Source organism: Larkinella bovis, from assembly GCF_042655385.1.
Lineage (GTDB): Bacteria > Bacteroidota > Bacteroidia > Cytophagales > Spirosomataceae > Larkinella > Larkinella bovis.
Genome location: NZ_JBHSMA010000009.1, coordinates 103,677 through 120,770, shown reverse-complemented (window position 1 = coordinate 120,770; position 17,094 = coordinate 103,677). Strand labels below are relative to the sequence as shown.

Annotated in this window: 12 protein-coding genes; 4 read left to right on the top strand and 8 right to left on the bottom strand. The window is 54.1% G+C overall.

Going from position 1 to position 17,094, the window contains the following annotated elements:
• Positions 1 to 30: 30 nt before the first annotated feature.
• Entirely contained in the window at positions 31 to 795 is a 765-nt protein-coding gene (locus ACFPMF_RS21840) for an NUDIX hydrolase (RefSeq protein ID WP_379849043.1), read from the top strand.
• Positions 796 to 903: 108 nt separating this feature from the next.
• Here the strand turns inward: ACFPMF_RS21840 and ACFPMF_RS21835 are convergent, their stop codons facing one another.
• The 4 genes from ACFPMF_RS21835 to ACFPMF_RS21820 form a co-directional block, all read right to left on the bottom strand.
• Entirely contained in the window at positions 904 to 3,747 is a 2,844-nt protein-coding gene (locus ACFPMF_RS21835) for a PQQ-dependent sugar dehydrogenase (RefSeq protein ID WP_379849041.1), read from the bottom strand.
• A 211-nt stretch (positions 3,748 to 3,958) separates the two neighbouring features.
• The gene (locus ACFPMF_RS21830; RefSeq protein WP_379849039.1) at positions 3,959 to 4,612 is read right to left on the bottom strand and encodes a YceI family protein; all 654 of its coding nucleotides are present in this window, start codon (positions 4,610 to 4,612) and stop codon (positions 3,959 to 3,961) included.
• A gap of 99 nt (positions 4,613 to 4,711) precedes the next feature.
• Positions 4,712 to 7,396: a TonB-dependent receptor gene (locus ACFPMF_RS21825; RefSeq protein WP_379849037.1), complete on the bottom strand. Its 2,685-nt coding sequence runs from the start codon at positions 7,394 to 7,396 to the stop codon at positions 4,712 to 4,714.
• A gap of 170 nt (positions 7,397 to 7,566) precedes the next feature.
• Positions 7,567 to 7,944, bottom strand: a complete 378-nt coding sequence (locus ACFPMF_RS21820; protein WP_379849035.1) for a T9SS type A sorting domain-containing protein — start codon at positions 7,942 to 7,944, stop codon at positions 7,567 to 7,569.
• 444 nt (positions 7,945 to 8,388) lie between these two features.
• Here ACFPMF_RS21820 and ACFPMF_RS21815 point away from each other — a divergent pair, with 444 nt between their 5' ends.
• Both ACFPMF_RS21815 and ACFPMF_RS21810 read left to right on the top strand, forming a co-directional pair.
• Positions 8,389 to 9,459 carry a sensor histidine kinase gene (locus ACFPMF_RS21815; RefSeq protein ID WP_379849033.1) on the top strand — a complete coding sequence of 357 codons (1,071 nt, stop codon included), beginning with the start codon at positions 8,389 to 8,391 and terminating at the stop codon, positions 9,457 to 9,459.
• Positions 9,456 to 10,205, top strand: coding sequence for a LytR/AlgR family response regulator transcription factor (locus ACFPMF_RS21810; protein ID WP_379849031.1), 750 nt, complete (start codon positions 9,456 to 9,458; stop codon positions 10,203 to 10,205). The genes ACFPMF_RS21815 and ACFPMF_RS21810 overlap by 4 nt, the downstream gene beginning before the upstream one ends.
• On the opposite strand, the gene ACFPMF_RS21805 is transcribed toward ACFPMF_RS21810, so the two are convergent.
• The 4 genes from ACFPMF_RS21805 to ACFPMF_RS21790 all read right to left on the bottom strand — a co-directional run bounded on the left by ACFPMF_RS21805 (position 10,177) and on the right by ACFPMF_RS21790 (position 15,062).
• Entirely contained in the window at positions 10,177 to 11,721 is a 1,545-nt protein-coding gene (locus tag ACFPMF_RS21805) for a tagaturonate reductase (protein ID WP_379849029.1), read from the bottom strand. The two genes, ACFPMF_RS21810 and ACFPMF_RS21805, sit on opposite strands and share 29 nt — an antisense overlap.
• 170 nt (positions 11,722 to 11,891) lie before the next feature.
• Positions 11,892 to 12,566 carry a bifunctional 4-hydroxy-2-oxoglutarate aldolase/2-dehydro-3-deoxy-phosphogluconate aldolase gene (locus ACFPMF_RS21800; protein WP_379849027.1) on the bottom strand — a complete coding sequence of 225 codons (675 nt, stop codon included), beginning with the start codon at positions 12,564 to 12,566 and terminating at the stop codon, positions 11,892 to 11,894.
• A gap of 94 nt (positions 12,567 to 12,660) precedes the next feature.
• Positions 12,661 to 13,656: a PfkB family carbohydrate kinase gene (locus ACFPMF_RS21795; RefSeq protein ID WP_379849025.1), complete on the bottom strand. Its 996-nt coding sequence runs from the start codon at positions 13,654 to 13,656 to the stop codon at positions 12,661 to 12,663.
• 68 nt (positions 13,657 to 13,724) lie between these two features.
• Positions 13,725 to 15,062 (bottom strand): MFS transporter, encoded by a 1,338-nt coding sequence (locus ACFPMF_RS21790; RefSeq protein WP_379849166.1) that lies wholly within the window; start codon positions 15,060 to 15,062, stop codon positions 13,725 to 13,727.
• 173 nt (positions 15,063 to 15,235) lie between these two features.
• Between ACFPMF_RS21790 and ACFPMF_RS21785 the strand changes: the two genes are divergently transcribed.
• A complete protein-coding gene (locus ACFPMF_RS21785; RefSeq protein ID WP_379849023.1) occupies positions 15,236 to 16,957 on the top strand; it encodes an AMP-binding protein in 1,722 nt (573 codons plus the stop codon).
• The last annotated feature ends 137 nt before the right edge of the window (positions 16,958 to 17,094 follow it).

The window sequence follows — 17,094 nt, the reverse complement described above, 5'->3', positions numbered from 1 at the left end:
GACATAAAGATTATCTTTTATTTTTTCCCCATGGATTACAAAAAACAACTGGAAGCCTACTTTGCGGAAGTCGATGAAAAATGCCTGCTGGGGCTTTCCATCGACTGCGTTATTTTCGGTTTTTCGAATAATCAGTTGAAAGTGTTAGTGCTGCGGTGGAAGCTGACGAATGAGTGGGGATTACCCGGCGGTTTTGTTTACAAGAATGAATCGGTCGATGTGGCCGCCCAGCGCATTTTGAAGGAACGAACCGGGCTGAGCGAACTGTTTCTGCAACAGTTTCATACGTTCGGCGAAGAGGTTCGGTATAACCGGGCCGAAATTAGCCAGAAGCTGAACTGGCCGGATCCTTCGACCCGGAAATGGCCCAATCGGACGGTTTCTATCGGGTATTTTGCCCTGGTCGATTTTTTAAAAGTAACGCCCTCGGTCGATTTTCAGACCGATGAATACCGCTGGATGGACGTCGAAAATCTGCCACCGCTGCTGTTCGACCACAACCATATTGTAGAAGTGGCACTGAAAACGCTACAGGTTCAGCTTAGCTGGCAACCGGTTGGCTACAATTTACTACCGGAAAAATTTACGATGCCCGAATTGCAGCGGCTCTACGAAACCATCCTGAACCGACCGCTCGACCCCCGGAATTTTTCCAAGAAAATGCGGGCACTCGGCATCATCGAACGACTGGAAGAACAACGGCGGGGCGGGGCGTTCAAGTCGCCGTATCTCTTCCGATTCAATAAAGAAAAGTATAAAAAGGCCCTGAAAGAGGGCAGTCTGGCCTTTACCTGATAAAGTAACTTGTGGTTAAAAAAAGCGTCCACGACTTTTGCCGTGGACGCTTTTTTGCGGTTTTCGCCCTGAGTGCGCATTTGGAGAAATCCGCTTTCAAAACTCAGCTTATTTTTTCTCCAGGCTGAACCGAACGCCCGCCAGTGACAACAACGGTTCGATGTCTTTCGCCTGATCGTTTTTGAACACCAGATAAACGTCGTGTACGCCCGTTGTCGCCTTCAGATCGACGCGCGGATAGACGGGTCCGCGGGGGGCTGCCGGAGCGGGTGTCGTCGCCGGTTTTGCCGCAGCCGTTCCGGTGGTGGTCCCGCCCGCGTTCTGAATGGCGGTGGCCGTTGGAGCCGCTACGCGGGGTTGCGCAACGTCCACCTTCGTCTGTCCGATCAGTTCACCCGTGGGTGAATCCAGCCGGATTTCCACCGTTCCGCCCACAGCACCTTCGCGCTTCTGGGCGGCCGCCACCAGTTCGAGTTGTTGGATGTCGGTCAGGTCCAGTTTTTTGAAACCGATGTATCCGTTCGAGAATGCCATCAGACTCACGCCGTTCCCCATCCCGCGGGCTTTGATGTCAACACCTTTGGTTATTTCCGCATCCGCCGGACTTAACTCCGGATTGCGCAGCACCAGCTGGGTCTCGGTGGTCTGGGACGGAACGGTTTTGATTGGCCGGTCGCTATACGCAGCCCGCACCAGCACCGCCCCTTTACCATTATCTCCTTCCGGAATTTTGACGGTATAACGGCCTTCCATGGGCAGGGTGCTCAGCGTTTTCTCGGTACTGTTCAGAATGTATTTGACAATGGCAGCGGCATCGGCAACAGGCATGGCCGGGTGCGCAGGCATGGCGACTTCACCCCAGACACCGCCCCCGCCGTTGATGACTTTCTTGACCAGCTTGTCGGCCGCATCGTTTTGGCCTTTATACCGGTTGGCAATATCGTGGAAAGATGGCCCGACGGATTTCGACGCCACCTGGTGGCAGACTTTACAATCGCTCTGGCTGATCAGCGTCTGGGCAACGGCGAATTGCGTAGAGGCATCCACACTTCGCTGACTCTGAATAACTTCGGCATAGTCGAAGCCTTCGGCGGTGTAATCGATGCTCATGGCCACCCGGGCCGGATTGATCGTCTTGCCGGCCAGGCTGCCGTCTTCTTTATCGGACACCTGAACGGCATACTGGATCGGTTTGTTCGGGAAGAAAAAGCTCTTGTTGCCCGTCAGATGAACGGCTACCATCGGCGGTTCGTTTCCGGCAATGATCCGGACGGACTGGCTATTGCTGGCTCCTTTCGGGTCGCTGACGGTTAAGGTTGCGGTATAAACCCCGGCTTTATCGAACGATACGGTAGGATTCGCCGTCGTGAACGTGCGGGCGGTTCCCCCGGGTGCGGTTACTTTCCAGACGTATTTCAACGCATCGCCGTCAAAATCCTTGCTTCCTTCCGACGACAGGGTGATCCGGAACGGAACCGTACCGCCCGTTTTGCTGGCCGATGCCTGAACAACCGGTTTGCGATTGCCACCGTTGTACTCTAGCCGGACCAGCCGCGAGTTGTCACTTTTCCGGAACCAGTTGCTGCCGTATTCCAGGACGTAAAGATCGCCGTCCGGGCCAAACTTCATGTCGATCGGCTCCACCGGGCGGTAGCTGGGCAGGACGCGTTCCATTGATTTATAATCGCCGTTCTGGTCCATCGTAATCGCCATGATCCAGCCGCGGGAGAAGTCGGTGGCCAGCCACTTGCCCTCGTAATAGGCCGGCCAGGGACGTTTGGGATCTTTGAAATCCGAACGGTGGTAAATCGGGCCACCCGTGGCGCTGCGCGAACCGCTGCCGACGGCCGGAAACTGCTCGGAAATTCCGTACGGATAATAAATGAAATTGGGCGCCACCGGCGGTAATTCCGTCAAGCCGGTGTTGTTGGGCGAACTGTTGATGATCTTTTTGGGATCTTTTTTCGCCAGCGGTTTATTGGTGGCGTAATCGAAAACCGGGAAAGCCTGGTCGTTGCCGACAAACCATGGCCAGCCAAAATTACCCGGTTTGCGGCCCTGGTTCAGTTCGTCGTACCCCCGGGGGCCAATTTCCGAGTCTTCGTTGGCATCCGGACCGACTTCGCCCCAGTAGAGGTAGCCGGTTTTGCTGTCGATGGCAATCCGCCAGGGATTGCGGTGGCCCATCGAGTAAATTTCCGGGCGGGTTTTTGAGGTCCCTTTCGGGAAGAGGTTGCCGTCCGGAACGGTGTAGGTGCCATCCGGTTCGGGGTGAATGCGCAGGATTTTACCGCGTAAATCGTTGGTGTTTCCGGCATGTCCCTGATCATCCCAGCTCGCCCGGCCGGGCCGCTCGTCGGTCTGGGCGGCCTGCTGGTTGCCGGTATTGTTGCCCACCGTCAGGTAGAGGTTGCCGGCTTTGTCCCAGGTCATCCCGCCCCCGGTATGGCAGCAGACTTCACGTTGCGTTGTCACTTCAAGTACTTTCTTTTCCGACCCGTCGACCAGTTTGTCGTTGACTAGATCCCAGCGTGACAGAATGTGTTTCTTTTCGGTGGGGTGCGCGTAGTACAGGTATACCCAGTGGTTTTTGTCGAAATTAGGGTCCAGCGAAAGGCCCATCAAGCCTTCTTCCGCTTCCCGCGAAACCCCTTCGGCGCTGGTGTATTTGGTATTGACCGGAATATTGGCAATGAGGTTAACGGTTTTGGTCGCCGGATCGTATTTCTTGAAAGCCCCCTTGCGTTCGATGATGTAGGCGGTGCCGTCTTTGAGTACTTCGAACACCATCGGTTCGTCGAGTCCGTCGGCCACTACCACGGGGGTAAAACGGCTCTCGTCCGGTTTTTGGCCATTCGGATTATCCTGCAGCGTAAAGGAAGCCAGCCCGACGACCAGTGTGGCATTAAGCAACACCGAGCAGACTTTGGTGAAAGGGTTTGTGTTTAACATAGAAAAGTAATGGAGACCCACTTGTGATTTGTTGTGCGCTTAGATACGAAAAAAAGCCATTCGCAGTTACAAAACATTCGGTTTCCATTGAAAAAGACCAATGAATGAAAACAGAGAATGCGTTTGAACAACGAATGGCCGGGGTTAGTAGCGGGCCGTAAAGGGCCAAAATAACGAAGAACGCCTACACCGTTTCGGGTGGGTTTCTGGCTTACATGGGTTTGGATTTCTTGCCGACCAGTTTCAGATCAAGTGAAAAGGTGTCTTCGATAATCCGGTCGGCAGCCGTTCCTATAATGGCCGCCCGGTATTTGATGTCGTAATCCAGGCGGTTGACCGTCAGTTTGGCAGTTGCTTCAACGGCATCACCGGCTACTTTCACCACGGCCGGGAACGTGATCGGCTTGGTCGTTCCTTTGATCATCAGATCGCCGGTGATGTTGTAGTTGGGCTGGCCGTCTTTGGCACCGGAAATGGCATCAACTTTGGTGATTTTGAAAGTCGAAGCCGGGTTTTTCTCGACACCGAAAAAATCATCGCCTTTCAGGTGGTTGACGACCCGTTCGCTGTTCTTGTTTTCGGTAATTGTCGTCATGTCGGCGGTGAAATTTCCGGCCGTCAATTTTTTACCGTCGAAAACAAATTCCCCTTTCGACAGCTTGATGTTCCCGGTATGCTCTCCGCCCACCTTTTTGGAGTTCCAGATCATGGTACTCTGCTCGGTATCCACTGCGTACGTGGTGGTTTTGGCTACAACTTTCGCCGGCCGTTTGTCGGAGCCCGGCGTTCCGGCGATACTGGTCAGGGGGGTGGATGCCAGCAGGGCAAAAGCGAGCAGTCCGGCAAAAATACGATTGGTGTTCATAATAGAGAGGTTGGTTTAATGAAAGGTTTACGTGAACAAAGGAAACAGGATTACAGGGCACTGCTGTAATCCTGTCGGGAAACGGAATAGTCAGGGGTATTATTTTTGACGGGGGCGGCCACCTCCCTGGTTCCCACCAGCCGGTTGGGATTGTTGCTGGATACCACCGCCGTTATCGTCACCTCCACCTTTCTGGTCGTCGTTGTTAATGGACTTTTTCCGGCGGCCGAAGCTGAAACCAGAACCGTCCATACTCATTTTACCCAGGCGGTAGGAGAAGTTGACCCGAACACCGGCGTTGTACATGCTGTTGACACTACGCTGGGTCACGAGCGGAGAGATCGTTTCGGAACGGACCTTGAAGGGGTGATTGAAGAAGTTCTCGGCACCGATCCCGATGCTTCCCCGTTTGTTGTTGAAATCTTTTTTCACCCCCAGGTTGTAGAAGGCAAAACTGCCCTGGTAGCCCTGCAGGTTGATCTGCCGTCCGCGACCACCCCCGAAGCCCTGAATACCCCAGCCGTTTTTCAGCGTTATGCTCGTGAACAACCGGCCACCCAGCACCCAGCCGGAGTTTGACGCCCCGTAGATGGCACTCTCGTTGTTGTTGGTCAGGAAGGTATGGTAGAGGTCGAAACCACCGCCCAGTTGCCAGATGGAGAACAACGTAACGTTCGTGAAAAAGTTAGCCCCGTACGCCCGCTCCGTTCCGATGTTCTGCTGCGTGCTTAGAATCGCCTGCTGACCGTTGTAGGTAACGGTGTCCCGAATGCTCATGATCGAGTTGTCGGTCAGACGGGCGAACAGGGTCGCATTCATATAGAACTTCTTCACCTGACCACTCAAACCGAGTTCGAAATTGTCGGTATATTCGGGAGACAGATTCGGATTTCCCTGGCTGATGTTAAGCGGGTTAGCCGCGTTCAGGTTGGGGTTCAGCGACTGAATGCCCGGCCGCTGGATCCGGCGGTTATAGGCCAGTTTGATAATTTTTCCGCCCTTGATTCCTTTCGAGATGTTGACGCTCGGCACAAAAACCCCGTAGTTCGGAATGGCGCTCAAATCACTGCCCTGCTCGGCGTTCTGCTGCTGAAACCGGGCGTTGATGAAGGTGTATTCGTACCGGCCACCGGCTTTCAGCGTCCATTTGGTTTTGGTCGCCATCGTATAGGCGGCATACAGCGCAGTGATGTTCTGATCGTAATCCAGGCCGTTGGATGGTTGGATCGGGCTCAGTTGGTAGTCCTCATTGTCGCCGGTAGCGGTGAAGAACTGGTAGTCGCTGTTCATTTTCCGGAAAATCCCCTTTCCGCCAAATTCCAGCAACTGATTCCGGTTGATCGGCGTCTGATAATCGATCTGCAGGGTGGATTCCTGGTTATAGCTCAGGTTATTGTTCCGCTGGCGACCGGTGATGGTGTGCATATCGGTGCCGTTGAGCAGTTCCGTTACGAAGTTGTTGGTGTTGTTGTTGCGGCTGTATAACCCCAAAATGCTCAGTTCCTGATTCGTTTTGTAGGTTTTCGTGTAACTCACGTTGGCATCGACGGTTCCGGACAGGTTTTTCGTTTCAACGTTCCGGCCCGACCGGCTGGCCAGCAGGTTCAGGTACGACAGCGTTTGCAGGTTGTCCTGAAAGTTGATCATGTTCCGCATTCCGTAGCGCACACTGGCCGAAAGCGACGTGTTTTTGTCGATATCGTAGTCCCAGCCCAGTTGGTAGTTGCCAAACAAACCGTGTTGCCGGGTATCGGCCGATTGAATGGTGGTGGTGGTTCCCATCTGCCCCACGGACGTCTGGGTGCTGTTAAAAGCGCCTTTGATGTTGTACATCGCCCGGCCAAAACCGCCCAGGTTGAAGCCCATTTTACCCTGCCGGTAGCTGGCGTTCAGGTTCAGGTTGGAGCTCCGGTTTCCCGTACCGACGTCCATGTTCAGGGTTGCGCCCTGCAGGGTGTTCTTTTTGGTCACAATGTTGATGATCCCGGCGGAACCTTCGGCGTCGTACTTGGCCGACGGGCTGGTGATTACTTCCACCGTCTTGATCATGTCGGCCGGAATCTGCTTCAACGCGTCGGCCACACTGCTGGCAATGATGGTCGATGGTTTGTTGTTGATCAAAACCCGGACGTTGCTGCTTCCCCGCAAACTGACGTTGCCGTCGAGGTCGACGCTCAGCATCGGTACTTTCCGCATGATATCGGCCGCATCGCCCCCTTTCGAGGTAATATCTTTTTCGGCGTTATAAACGAGCCGGTCTACTTTTTCTTCGATCAAAGCGGCCTGGCCCGTTACGGTTACTTCGTTCAGCAGGCGAACATCCTGCGACATTTTAACGATGCCGACGTTAATGTCGGAGCCTTTTTCAATTTTGATCAGGTTGGAAGTTTTGTTCTGATACCCCAGGAACGAATACTGGAGTTTGTAGTCACCCGGTGCCAGCTTGGTCAGGCTGAATTTTCCTTTGCCGTCGGCGGTCGTTCCATCGATGGGTTTACCGGTTTTGGTGTCGATCAGGGCAATGGTTGCGTATTCAACGGGGGCGTTGGAGGTTGAGTCCATCAAAAAACCGCTGATCTTACCGTTACCGCGCGGTTTATCGTCATCGGCTGTGCCGGGAATAAAGGTCTTATCCTGTTGCTGGTTGCCCCGTTGTCCCTGGCCACCGGGTCCGAATCGGCCGGGACCACCGAAGCCGCCACCTCCGCCGGGGAATTGGGCATAGGTCTGGGCCGCTACCAGGCTGAGGGTTAGGGCAAATAGTGAGAGAGAAAATTTGTTCATGAGTTTTGAGTCCATTATGCAAGAAGTTACAAAACAACAACTGATTGGGTACTTCGAAAAACGGAATAGACTAAAGGGCGGGAAACATCGCCGAATCGTGTTTTTTTACCGATGAATTCAACCCTGAAAAAACGGGCACCGACCCACGAAGTCGGTGCCCGCGAATGGCTTTAGCTGACAGAAATCGTCCGATACGGAGCCGGAATCGGCGTAGGAGCAGTGGTCTGGATATGGATTTCCTGCGTTTGGGTCGTTGTTCCGTCGGTGACCACCACCTGATAAATACCGTCGGCCAGATCACTGATGTCGAAACGGGTTCGGAGCGCATTTTCGTGCCGGGTCAATTTTTGGGTAGCCTGAATACTGCCCAGGTGATCGATCAGCCGGATTGTTACGTTTGATCCCACCGGTTTCTGGACTACTACATCCAGTTTCATGGTTGAAGGGAAGGCCACAACGGACGATTGAAACGGTGCCATACCGTGATCAGCAAAGCTGGAAAGGCTGACAAAAAGAGCAAGGAGTGCGGAAGCGAGTGCGGTTTTCATACGATTTATAGTACGTGTTTTAGGTTGGTGCCGCTGGGCGGCCGACTAACGATACAAAACAACAGGCAGAAAAGGAATCCGCAAAACGCAATATACCAGCGAGTTATAAACATCGATCAATTGTTGGATTGGCCCGATAAAGGCGAAAATGGACTGTGTTTCGGTGCGAAACGATCGTGAGCAGGGGATAATAGTCAAAAACGGGCCGTTGGTCGGGATAAGCGGGCCATTTGTCGATTGTAGGGACCGGTTTTAAAGATTGTACCGTAAACTTGTAAAACAATTGACGACGTTACGAGCTTTCGATCGCTGCTATCGAGCCTTAACATAGATTTATTAATAGAGATGGTAGTTGGACAACCTGGTTTCACTGAAATCAGGTTGTTTTGTCTTTTTCGCGGAAATTCTTCAACTTGGGAGTAGAACCCACAATCACAGCATCCCATGAATTTACTCACCTTACGTCGGAGCGTTCCGGTCCTGATCCATGTGCTGGCCTGGGGCCTTCTGGGTTTCGCCCTGCTGGTCTATCAGCCGCTGAACTGGGACATTACCGCACCTCCGCAATTCTGGGTTAAACAGGGCATTTATTTCACCTTGCTGGTGGGCGGTTTTTACCTCAATACGCAGATCCTGGTCCCGCGTTTGCTATTTCGGGATGCCACGAGCCTGTATGTGATGTCTCTGGTGGTCACGGGCATTGGCGTTGTGGTATTGCTTTACAATATTGATAATTGGCTGAACCTGCCGGAACTGATGCACCGCGCCTGGCACCCGGAAGGGGGCCCCCGAAAACCGCGCAATGTCTGGGCCTGGAGTCAGTCGATTTTTGTCACCACTTTTTTAATGCTGGGTATTGGCACCAGCATCGCGTCGGTGCAGAAATGGCAGGAAGATGCCCGGTTGCGGCTCAGTCTGGAGCAGGCCCGGGTTAGTTCCGAGCTTTCGTTTTTGAAAGCGCAAATCAATCCGCATTTCTTTTTTAACACGTTAAATAATATTTACGCCCTGACCCTGCTCGATGTGGAAGCTTCCCGGGAAGCCCTGCACCGGTTGTCGCGTATGATGCGGTACGTGCTCTACGAAACGGGCAATGACACCACGATGCTGAGCAAGGAAATCGACTTTGTGCAGGATTATATCCAGTTGATGCAGTTGCGGTTAACCGATAAAGTTACCGTCACGCTTGAGCAGCCCAAACCGCTGAACGACGTGCCGGTGGCGCCGATGCTGCTGCTGCCCTTCGTTGAAAATGCCTTCAAGCACGGCGTCAGTGCCATGATGCCCAGCCGGATCGTCATCAGCATCCACCAGGAGGGAACGCAGTTGGAAATGGAAGTCAGAAATACGATCTTCCCCGAAAAAAACCAGTCACTTGAAGTAGGCAGCGGTATTGGCTTGGCCAATACGCGTCGGCGGCTCGATCTCCTCTATCCCGAACGGTACCAGCTTTCGGTCAAGGAAGATACGCCGACCAATGAGTACCTGGTCCACCTGAATCTGAATCTGGCATGACGTTAAATTGCATTGCGGTCGATGACGAACCGCTGGCCCTCGGGCTGGTGTGTGCGTTCATCGAAAAAACACCTTTCCTGAAACTGGCCGGTCGCTACAGCAGCGCGGTCGAAGCCTTGCAGGGGCTGCACGAACACCCGGTCGATCTGTTGTTTCTGGATATCCAGATGCCGGATCTGACGGGGATGGAACTCGCCCGGGTCATGGAACGGAACCAGACCGGTCACTCTCCCCGCATCATTTTTACGACGGCCTTCAATCACTTTGCGCTCGAAGGCTACAAAGTCGATGCCCTGGATTATCTGCTCAAACCGTTCAATTACGAGGAGTTCCTGCGGGCGGCCAACAAGGCCCGAGCTTATTTTGAACTGATCAAACGCCCGGCGGTGGTCCAGGCTCCCGAACCGGAAGACGAGTATTTATTCCTGAAGGTCGAATACCAACTGGTCCGGATTGCGTTCAACGACATCCTGTACATCGAAGGGCTGAAGGACTACGTCAAAGTGCATTTGAAGAAGGAGCGTCCGGAGGCTGTTCCCAAGCCCATCCTGTCGCTGACCAGCCTGAAAGCCCTGGAAGACAAGTTGCCTGCCCGGCGGTTTATGCGGGTGCACCGCTCATTCATCGTGGCCTTGGACAAAATCGAAGCCGTGACCCGGAATTCGATCCAGATCGGTTCTGCCACCATTCCCGTCAGTGATCAGCACAAGGATGCGTTCAACCAATTTCTGAGCCGCTGGTCGTAGATTCGGCGGTCGCTACCTGCCGCTCGATGGTCGCTTCAATCCCCAGCGTGAGCAGGTTCGTTAACTGATCGGCCACCGCATCGGCAAAACCGGTAAGCGCACTCAGGTCCATTTCCCACAACGTTGTGTCGGCGCAGAGCGTCTGGACAAAGTTGCGTACGGAAGCCGCATCGTGGACATCCACCTGTTGCCAGAGTTTGTAGAAGTACTCGGCATAATCGTCGCGGATGGGGTAGGTGATAATACCGCCCGTTGGCGTGGCCACTTCTCCCAGGTAAACGCCGTCTTCCAGCCGGACCGCTTTCATAAACCGGAGGTAGGCCGCAAACCCGAGGGCCATGCGCTGCGGAATTTGCTGGTGCTGCTCCACAAACCGCTGAATGGTTGGCAGGTTCCGGGCCTTCATTTTCATCGTTTCCTGCAACGTAATGCTCAGCAGCAGGTGTTCAATGTAGGGATTGCGAAACCGGTCGAGCACATCGGCGGCAAATTCACGGACAGCGTTCGGGTTTTCTTCCGGAATCATCCATACGGGCAGGGTCGGCACGATCTCCTGCGCAATCACGTCTTCCACAAACCGGCTCAGCAGCGGGTGCTGCATCATCTCATTGACGGTTTCCAGCCCGAGCAGGTACGCCAGCGGAACGCTGATCGTGTGCCCGCCGTTCAGCACCCGGAGTTTGCGTTCGCGGTAAAAGTTAATGTCTTCGTCGATGATGACATTGGGGTCGGCTTTGGCAAATGTCAGCACACTTTTCACCCGGTCGTCGCCCTCAATCGCCCACAGCCGATAGGGTTCTGCCATGATCATCAGCTTGTCGGTATACCCCAGTTCCTGCTGCAACGGTTCGCGGGTGGCGGCATCCGGTTTTCCCGGGACGATGCGATCCACCAGGGAGTTGCAGAAGCGAACGTGGTATTTCAGCCACTTCATGAAGAGCTTGCCCAGCTCGTTATGGATGGCAATTTTCTCAACGATATCCCGCAGTTTCAGGCCGTTATCCGTAATCAGTTCGGTCGGGATGACCACCAGCCCCTTGCTACGGCCTCCGCCGAAGTTCTTAAACCGTTCGTAGAGAAAGGCTGTCAGTTTGGCCGGGTACGACTGCGGAGGATGCTGGAAAATGCTTTCTTCCACATACTGAATTCCGACCTCGGTGGTGTTGGAAATAATCACCTGCAAGGACGGTTTTTTGGCGACATCGAGTACCGCTTTCCAGTCTTCCTGCGCCGAAATGACCCGGCTGATGGCTGACACCACCGTGGATTTATCCACCAATTGTCCTTTCTGAACGCCCCGCGTAACCACCGTATACAGTCCATCCTGTTCGGCAAACTCGTCGGTGGCTCCGCCGGTCGATTTCACCACCACAATACTGCCATTGAATTCACCCTGCTGGTTGGCTTTGTGAATCAGGTAATCGGGTAAGCCGCGCAGCAGAACGCCCGTGCCAAATTGCAGGACACGTTCGGGGAGGGCAGGAGCAGGGTGGGTCGTACGGTTCAAGGGTGCCATGATGATGGATAGCGTTTCTCTGTTATCTCGACTGTATTCAAAAAATGCTTGTACTGTGTAAAAGTAAGGCTTTCGCCTATTGGGCGCAACCTGGGGGGAAGAGTTAGGAGTTAGGAGATAAAAGTTATGAGTTAAAGGCTTCGCAGAATATAGAAGGCGTCAGCCAACTCTTAACTCATAACTCCTAATTCACTAAGAATGGCGATGACTTCCTTCGCTTTGGTTTCGATCTGGTCGAATTGCCGGTTGCTCAAAACTTTCTTGGGAAACAATTGCGAGCCGATTCCGACGGCGGTAACGCCGGCTTTGAACCAGCTGCTCAGGCTTTCCTTCGTCGGTTCGACGCCCCCCGTTACCATGACGCTCGTCCAGGGCATCGGTCCTTTGACTGCTTTGACAAAACCGGGTCCGAGCGTATCGCCGGGGAATACCTTGACGACCTCGACGCCTAGTTCCTCGGCGGCCGAGATCTCGGTCAGGGTGGCACAACCGGGCATATAGGCAATTTTCCGGCGGTTGCAGGTGCGGGCAATCGATTCGTGGAACGATGGTCCCACAATGAAATTGGCCCCCGACTGTATATACAAGGCCGCTGTTGCCGCGTCAACGAGCGTTCCGGCCCCCAGAATCAAATCCGGACAATCGTGGGCGGCTACTTTGACAAGTTCCGAAAACAACTCATGGGCAAAATCCCCCCGGTTGGTAAACTCGAACGCCCGAATACCGGCCCGGTAACAGGCCCCCAGCACCTCGCGGCAGATAGCCGCGTCGGCATGGTAAAAAACCGGCACCACCGGCACCCGCCGAATGGTCTGATAAACCTCTAATCGTGAAAAACGAGCCACTTTCTTTTTAGTTAAGAATTAAAAGTTAAAAATGAAAAGTAAGTGTCTTCGCGCCTGCTTTTAATTTTTAACTTTTAACTTTTCATTCCAACACTTATCTTCTCAATCGGCCGGAGGTATCGCCCCCGACTAAGGCTTCAACTTCCTGAACGGACACCAGGTTCGCGTCGCCTTCAACGGTATGTTTCAGGGCGGAGGCAGCCGCGCCAAACTCGATGGCGTATTGCAAATCGTCGGTGGTTAGCAGGCTGTAAATCAGGCCGGCCAGGTAGGCATCGCCCCCGCCGATTCGATCGACAATGTGGGTGATGTCGTAGACGTTGGACGAATACAGGGTATGGCCGTCGAAAATTTTGGCCGTCAGCCGGTTGTGCGACGCGCTGACCGACTGGCGTTCCGTATCGGTAAAATACCGGATTCGCGGAAACTGAATTTGCATCCGCCGGCAGGCATCCACGAACGAATCGGCTTTCACGCCGTAAAGTTCTTCGAAGTTTTCCTGATTGCCCAGCACCAGATCGCAACCGGCCGTGAGCGCGGGCAGAATCTCCTGCGGTTTTTTGCCGTATTTCCAGAGATTGCTCCGGAAATAGATGTCGCCCGAAACCATGACGCCCAGCCGATTCGCCGTCTGAATCGCTTCCAACAGGCAGTCGGCAGCCGGTTGCGACAGGGCGGGCGTAATGCCCGACCAGTGGAACCAGTCGGCCCCTTTCAGGATTGTCTCCCAGTCGAAATCGCCGGGCTGAATCAGCGAAAAAGCCGAATCGTAGCGGTCGTAAATGATCTGGCTGGCCCGGCTAACGGCCCCGGTTTCCAGAAAATACAGCCCGAGCCGCCCGTCGCCGAACGTGATGGCGGACGTATCGACCCCGTGATACCGCAGCGTTGCGGCTGCCGCCCGGCCCAGCGCATGGTCCGGAAACCGGGTGACGTGGGCGGTTTGGCAACCGAAATAAGCGAGCGAAACGGCCACATTGGCTTCGGTGCCCCCATAGACTACATTGAGCGAATGCGCCTGCGTAAACTTGGTAAAACCCGGCGGAGCCAGTCGCATCATGACTTCGCCGAACGTAACGATTTTTTTCAAGGAATACAGAATTACAAGGCAGACAGGAGGAAATACAAAATCTCATCTCCTTTTTCGGCCTTTATGGATTAAACGCCAATACTTTCGAGTTCCTTCTTCGTCACCGGCTCCAGGGTCGGCGACAGAAAATGGATGATCACCAGCGCGATCAGGTAGGTCGAACTGGCAATGATAAACAGCGGTAAATACCCGAAACTGACGCGGATATTGCCCGCAACGGCCGCCAGCAGAATACCGCCCACCGCTCCAAACATTCCGCCAATTCCGGTGACCGAAGCCACGGCACTTTTGGGAAACAGATCGGATGCGAAGGTATAAATGTTGGCCGACCAGCCCTGGTGGGCCGCCGTCGCCAGAGAAATTAAGGCAATCGCTACGTAAATACTACTGGTCTGGGCCGCAAAAAAGATGGGAATGACGCAAACAGCGCAAAGCAGCATCGTCGTTTTCCGGGCCCGGTTGGCCGACCAGCCCATGTGAATGAATTTGGAGGAGAGCCAGCCGAAAAGCACGCTACCGCCGTCGGAAACGATGTAAATGACCAGAAACGGCAGGCCAACGTTTTTCAGGTCCAGCCGCTGGTCGAGCGATTCGCTGCTGTTGAAAAAATCGGGGAGCCAGCTCAGGTAAAACCACCAGATCGGGTCGCACATGAACTTGCCGACGATGAACGCCCAAGTTTGCCGAAAACCGAGGAGCCGCCACCACGAGAGCTTTTCTTCCGGAATGTCTTCTTCTTTATCCTGTTGAATATACGCGAGTTCCTGCCGGCTTACGCCCGGATGCTCCTCAGGACGGCGGTAAATCCGGTGCCAGGCAATCAGGACCAGAAAGCCGAGCAGGCCCGTGGCAATGAACGAAACCCGCCAGCCGAACTGGAGCGTTAGCCAGGGAATCAGGGCCGCCGTGGCAATGATGCCAACGTTGGTTCCGGCGTTGAACAGCCCGGTGGCAAACGACCGCTCTTTTTTGGGGAACCATTCGGCAACGGATTTGATGGCCGATGGAAAGTTGCCGGCTTCGCCGATGCCCAGCAGAAACCGCACCATACTGAGCCCGCGCAGCGAACCGATAAAGGCGTTCAGGATGCCCGCAATGCTCCAGACAATGATGGAAAGGGAAAAACCGCGTTTGGTGCCTATCCGGTCGATGAGCCAGCCCGTCAGGAGAAACCCGAGTGCGTAGGCGACTTTAAAAACCGTATCGATGTAGCTGTAGAGGACTTTAAACTGGTCCAGGTCGCTTTCCGTGAGGGATTCTTCGGCGGTTTTGCCCATCATCTCCCGCCGGAAGGTTTCGTCGATCATCGTGAACGAAAGAACCTGCCGATCAATGTAGTTGATGGTCGTTGCGAAAAACAACAGCAGTACAATTCGCCAGCGATAGTTTCCGGAAAGGGCGGGCATCAGCAAAAAGGTTTGCAAACGACAAAGGTCTGCGAAGTAGATTAAAATTACAAGACGGTTTTTGAGACGATAGGGGAATGGCCCGATCAGAAGACCGATCATCGCCTATTTTCCGGCTCATAAGTAGTTGCGGTCTGTAATTGACTTATTTACACCGTGTTAAGCAGTTCACTATGGACCAGAGGAAAAAAACGACCATCACCTCGTATGTTCAAAGCGTCAGAAACCTGATTTCTAATGCCGCCTTTGACCATCTTCCGGAACTCAACTTCCAGAAACCGGATGCTTTCAACTGGGTCACGGAGGTTTTTGAAGACCTCAACTGCGCTCAGTCGCCGGACAAACCGGCCTTGATCTGGACCAACGGAGACCGGACCGAAACGTATAGCTTTCGGGCGCTGTCCGATCAGTGCAACCAACTGCTGAACCTGCTGCGGGCCAATGCGTTGCAGCCGGGGCAGATCGTCGTGGCCCAACTCGCCAGTCTGCCGCCCATCTGGACCTCGATCCTGGCCGTCATCAAAGGCGGTTTCAGGCTCATTCCGATGGCGACGATCCTGGGCGTGAACGACCTTGTTTACCGGTTTGGGAAGCTGCCACCGAACGCCATTTTGGCCGATCCGGACAATGCCGAAAAGATCGATCAGGCGGAAAAACTGGCGAATACGTCCATTAAAATAAAAATACTGACCGAGGGAAGTCGAGACGGTTGGATTGCCTACGACGATATTCTGACGTACGGAAAAACCGCCGAAGCCGCCCCGACCCGGGCGGACGATCCGCTTTTTCTGTTCTTTACCTCCGGCACCACCGGCCTGCCGAAGGTGGTCACCCACACGCATTTTACCTATCCGATCGGCCACCTGACGACGGCTTCCTGGATTGGCTTGAAACCGGATGACCTCCACTACAACATTGCCCAGCCCGGCTGGGCCAAATTTGCCTGGAGCAGTGTTTTCGCGCCCTGGAACATGGGAGCCACCATCTTTTCCTACAACCAGCCGGGCCGGTTCGATGCCAACCGCCAACTACAGCAGCTCGAAAAATACAACGTCACCACGTTCTGTGGGCCGCCAACGGTTCTGCGGATGCTGATTCGGGAAGACCTGCACCAATTCAGGCTGAGTCTGCGGGAGTGCGTGGCTGCGGGCGAGCCTTTAAACCCGGAGATCATCGATGTCTGGCGGAGAGGGACCGGCATTACGATCCGCGACGGTTTCGGCCAGACCGAAAGCTCCTGCCTCATCGGAAACCTGCCCAATGCGGTAATCAAACCCGGCAGTATGGGAAAACCGCTGTTCCTCTACGAGGTAATCATTGCCGATGACGACGGAAACGAACAGCCGCTTTACGAAGAAGGAACGATTTGCGTGAAAATGGATACCGGAAAGCCCAACGGGATTTTTACCGGGTATTTCAACGAACCGGAAAAAATGAAAACCGTCTTTCGCGCAGGCTTATATTTCACGGGGGACAAAGCCTACAAGGACGAGGAGGGGTACATCTGGTTTGTCGGCCGGGATGACGACGTGATTAAGTCGTCCGATTACCGCATTGGTCCGTTCGAAGTGGAAAGCGTTTTGCTGGAGCACGAAGCCGTGGTGGAGTCGGCCGTGGTGGGGAGTCCGCACCCGGTTAAGGGGTTTGAAATCAAGGCTTTTGTGGTGGTAACGGCTGACTTTGTGCCATCGGAACAGCTGGCGGAAGTCCTGTTTGGGTATAGCCGCGAACAGCTCTCGCCGTTTAAAATGCCCCGGATCATCGAATTTGTCTCCGAATTGCCGAAGACAATCAGCGGCAAGATCCGGCGGGTGGAACTGCGCGCGCAGGAAGCCCGCAACAAGCTGGACGGACTGGTGATCGACCATGAATATCTATATACGAAGAAATCGTAAATAACCTCCGAATAACGGTGATCGCTGTCGGTCGATGGGTGAAGGTTGAAAACCGGAACCACCGTTTGAATGGGGCACCGAGCGATGGCGTTGTCCGGCAGGGCCATTGGCAGGGCGCGATGGCATGTTTCGCCCAA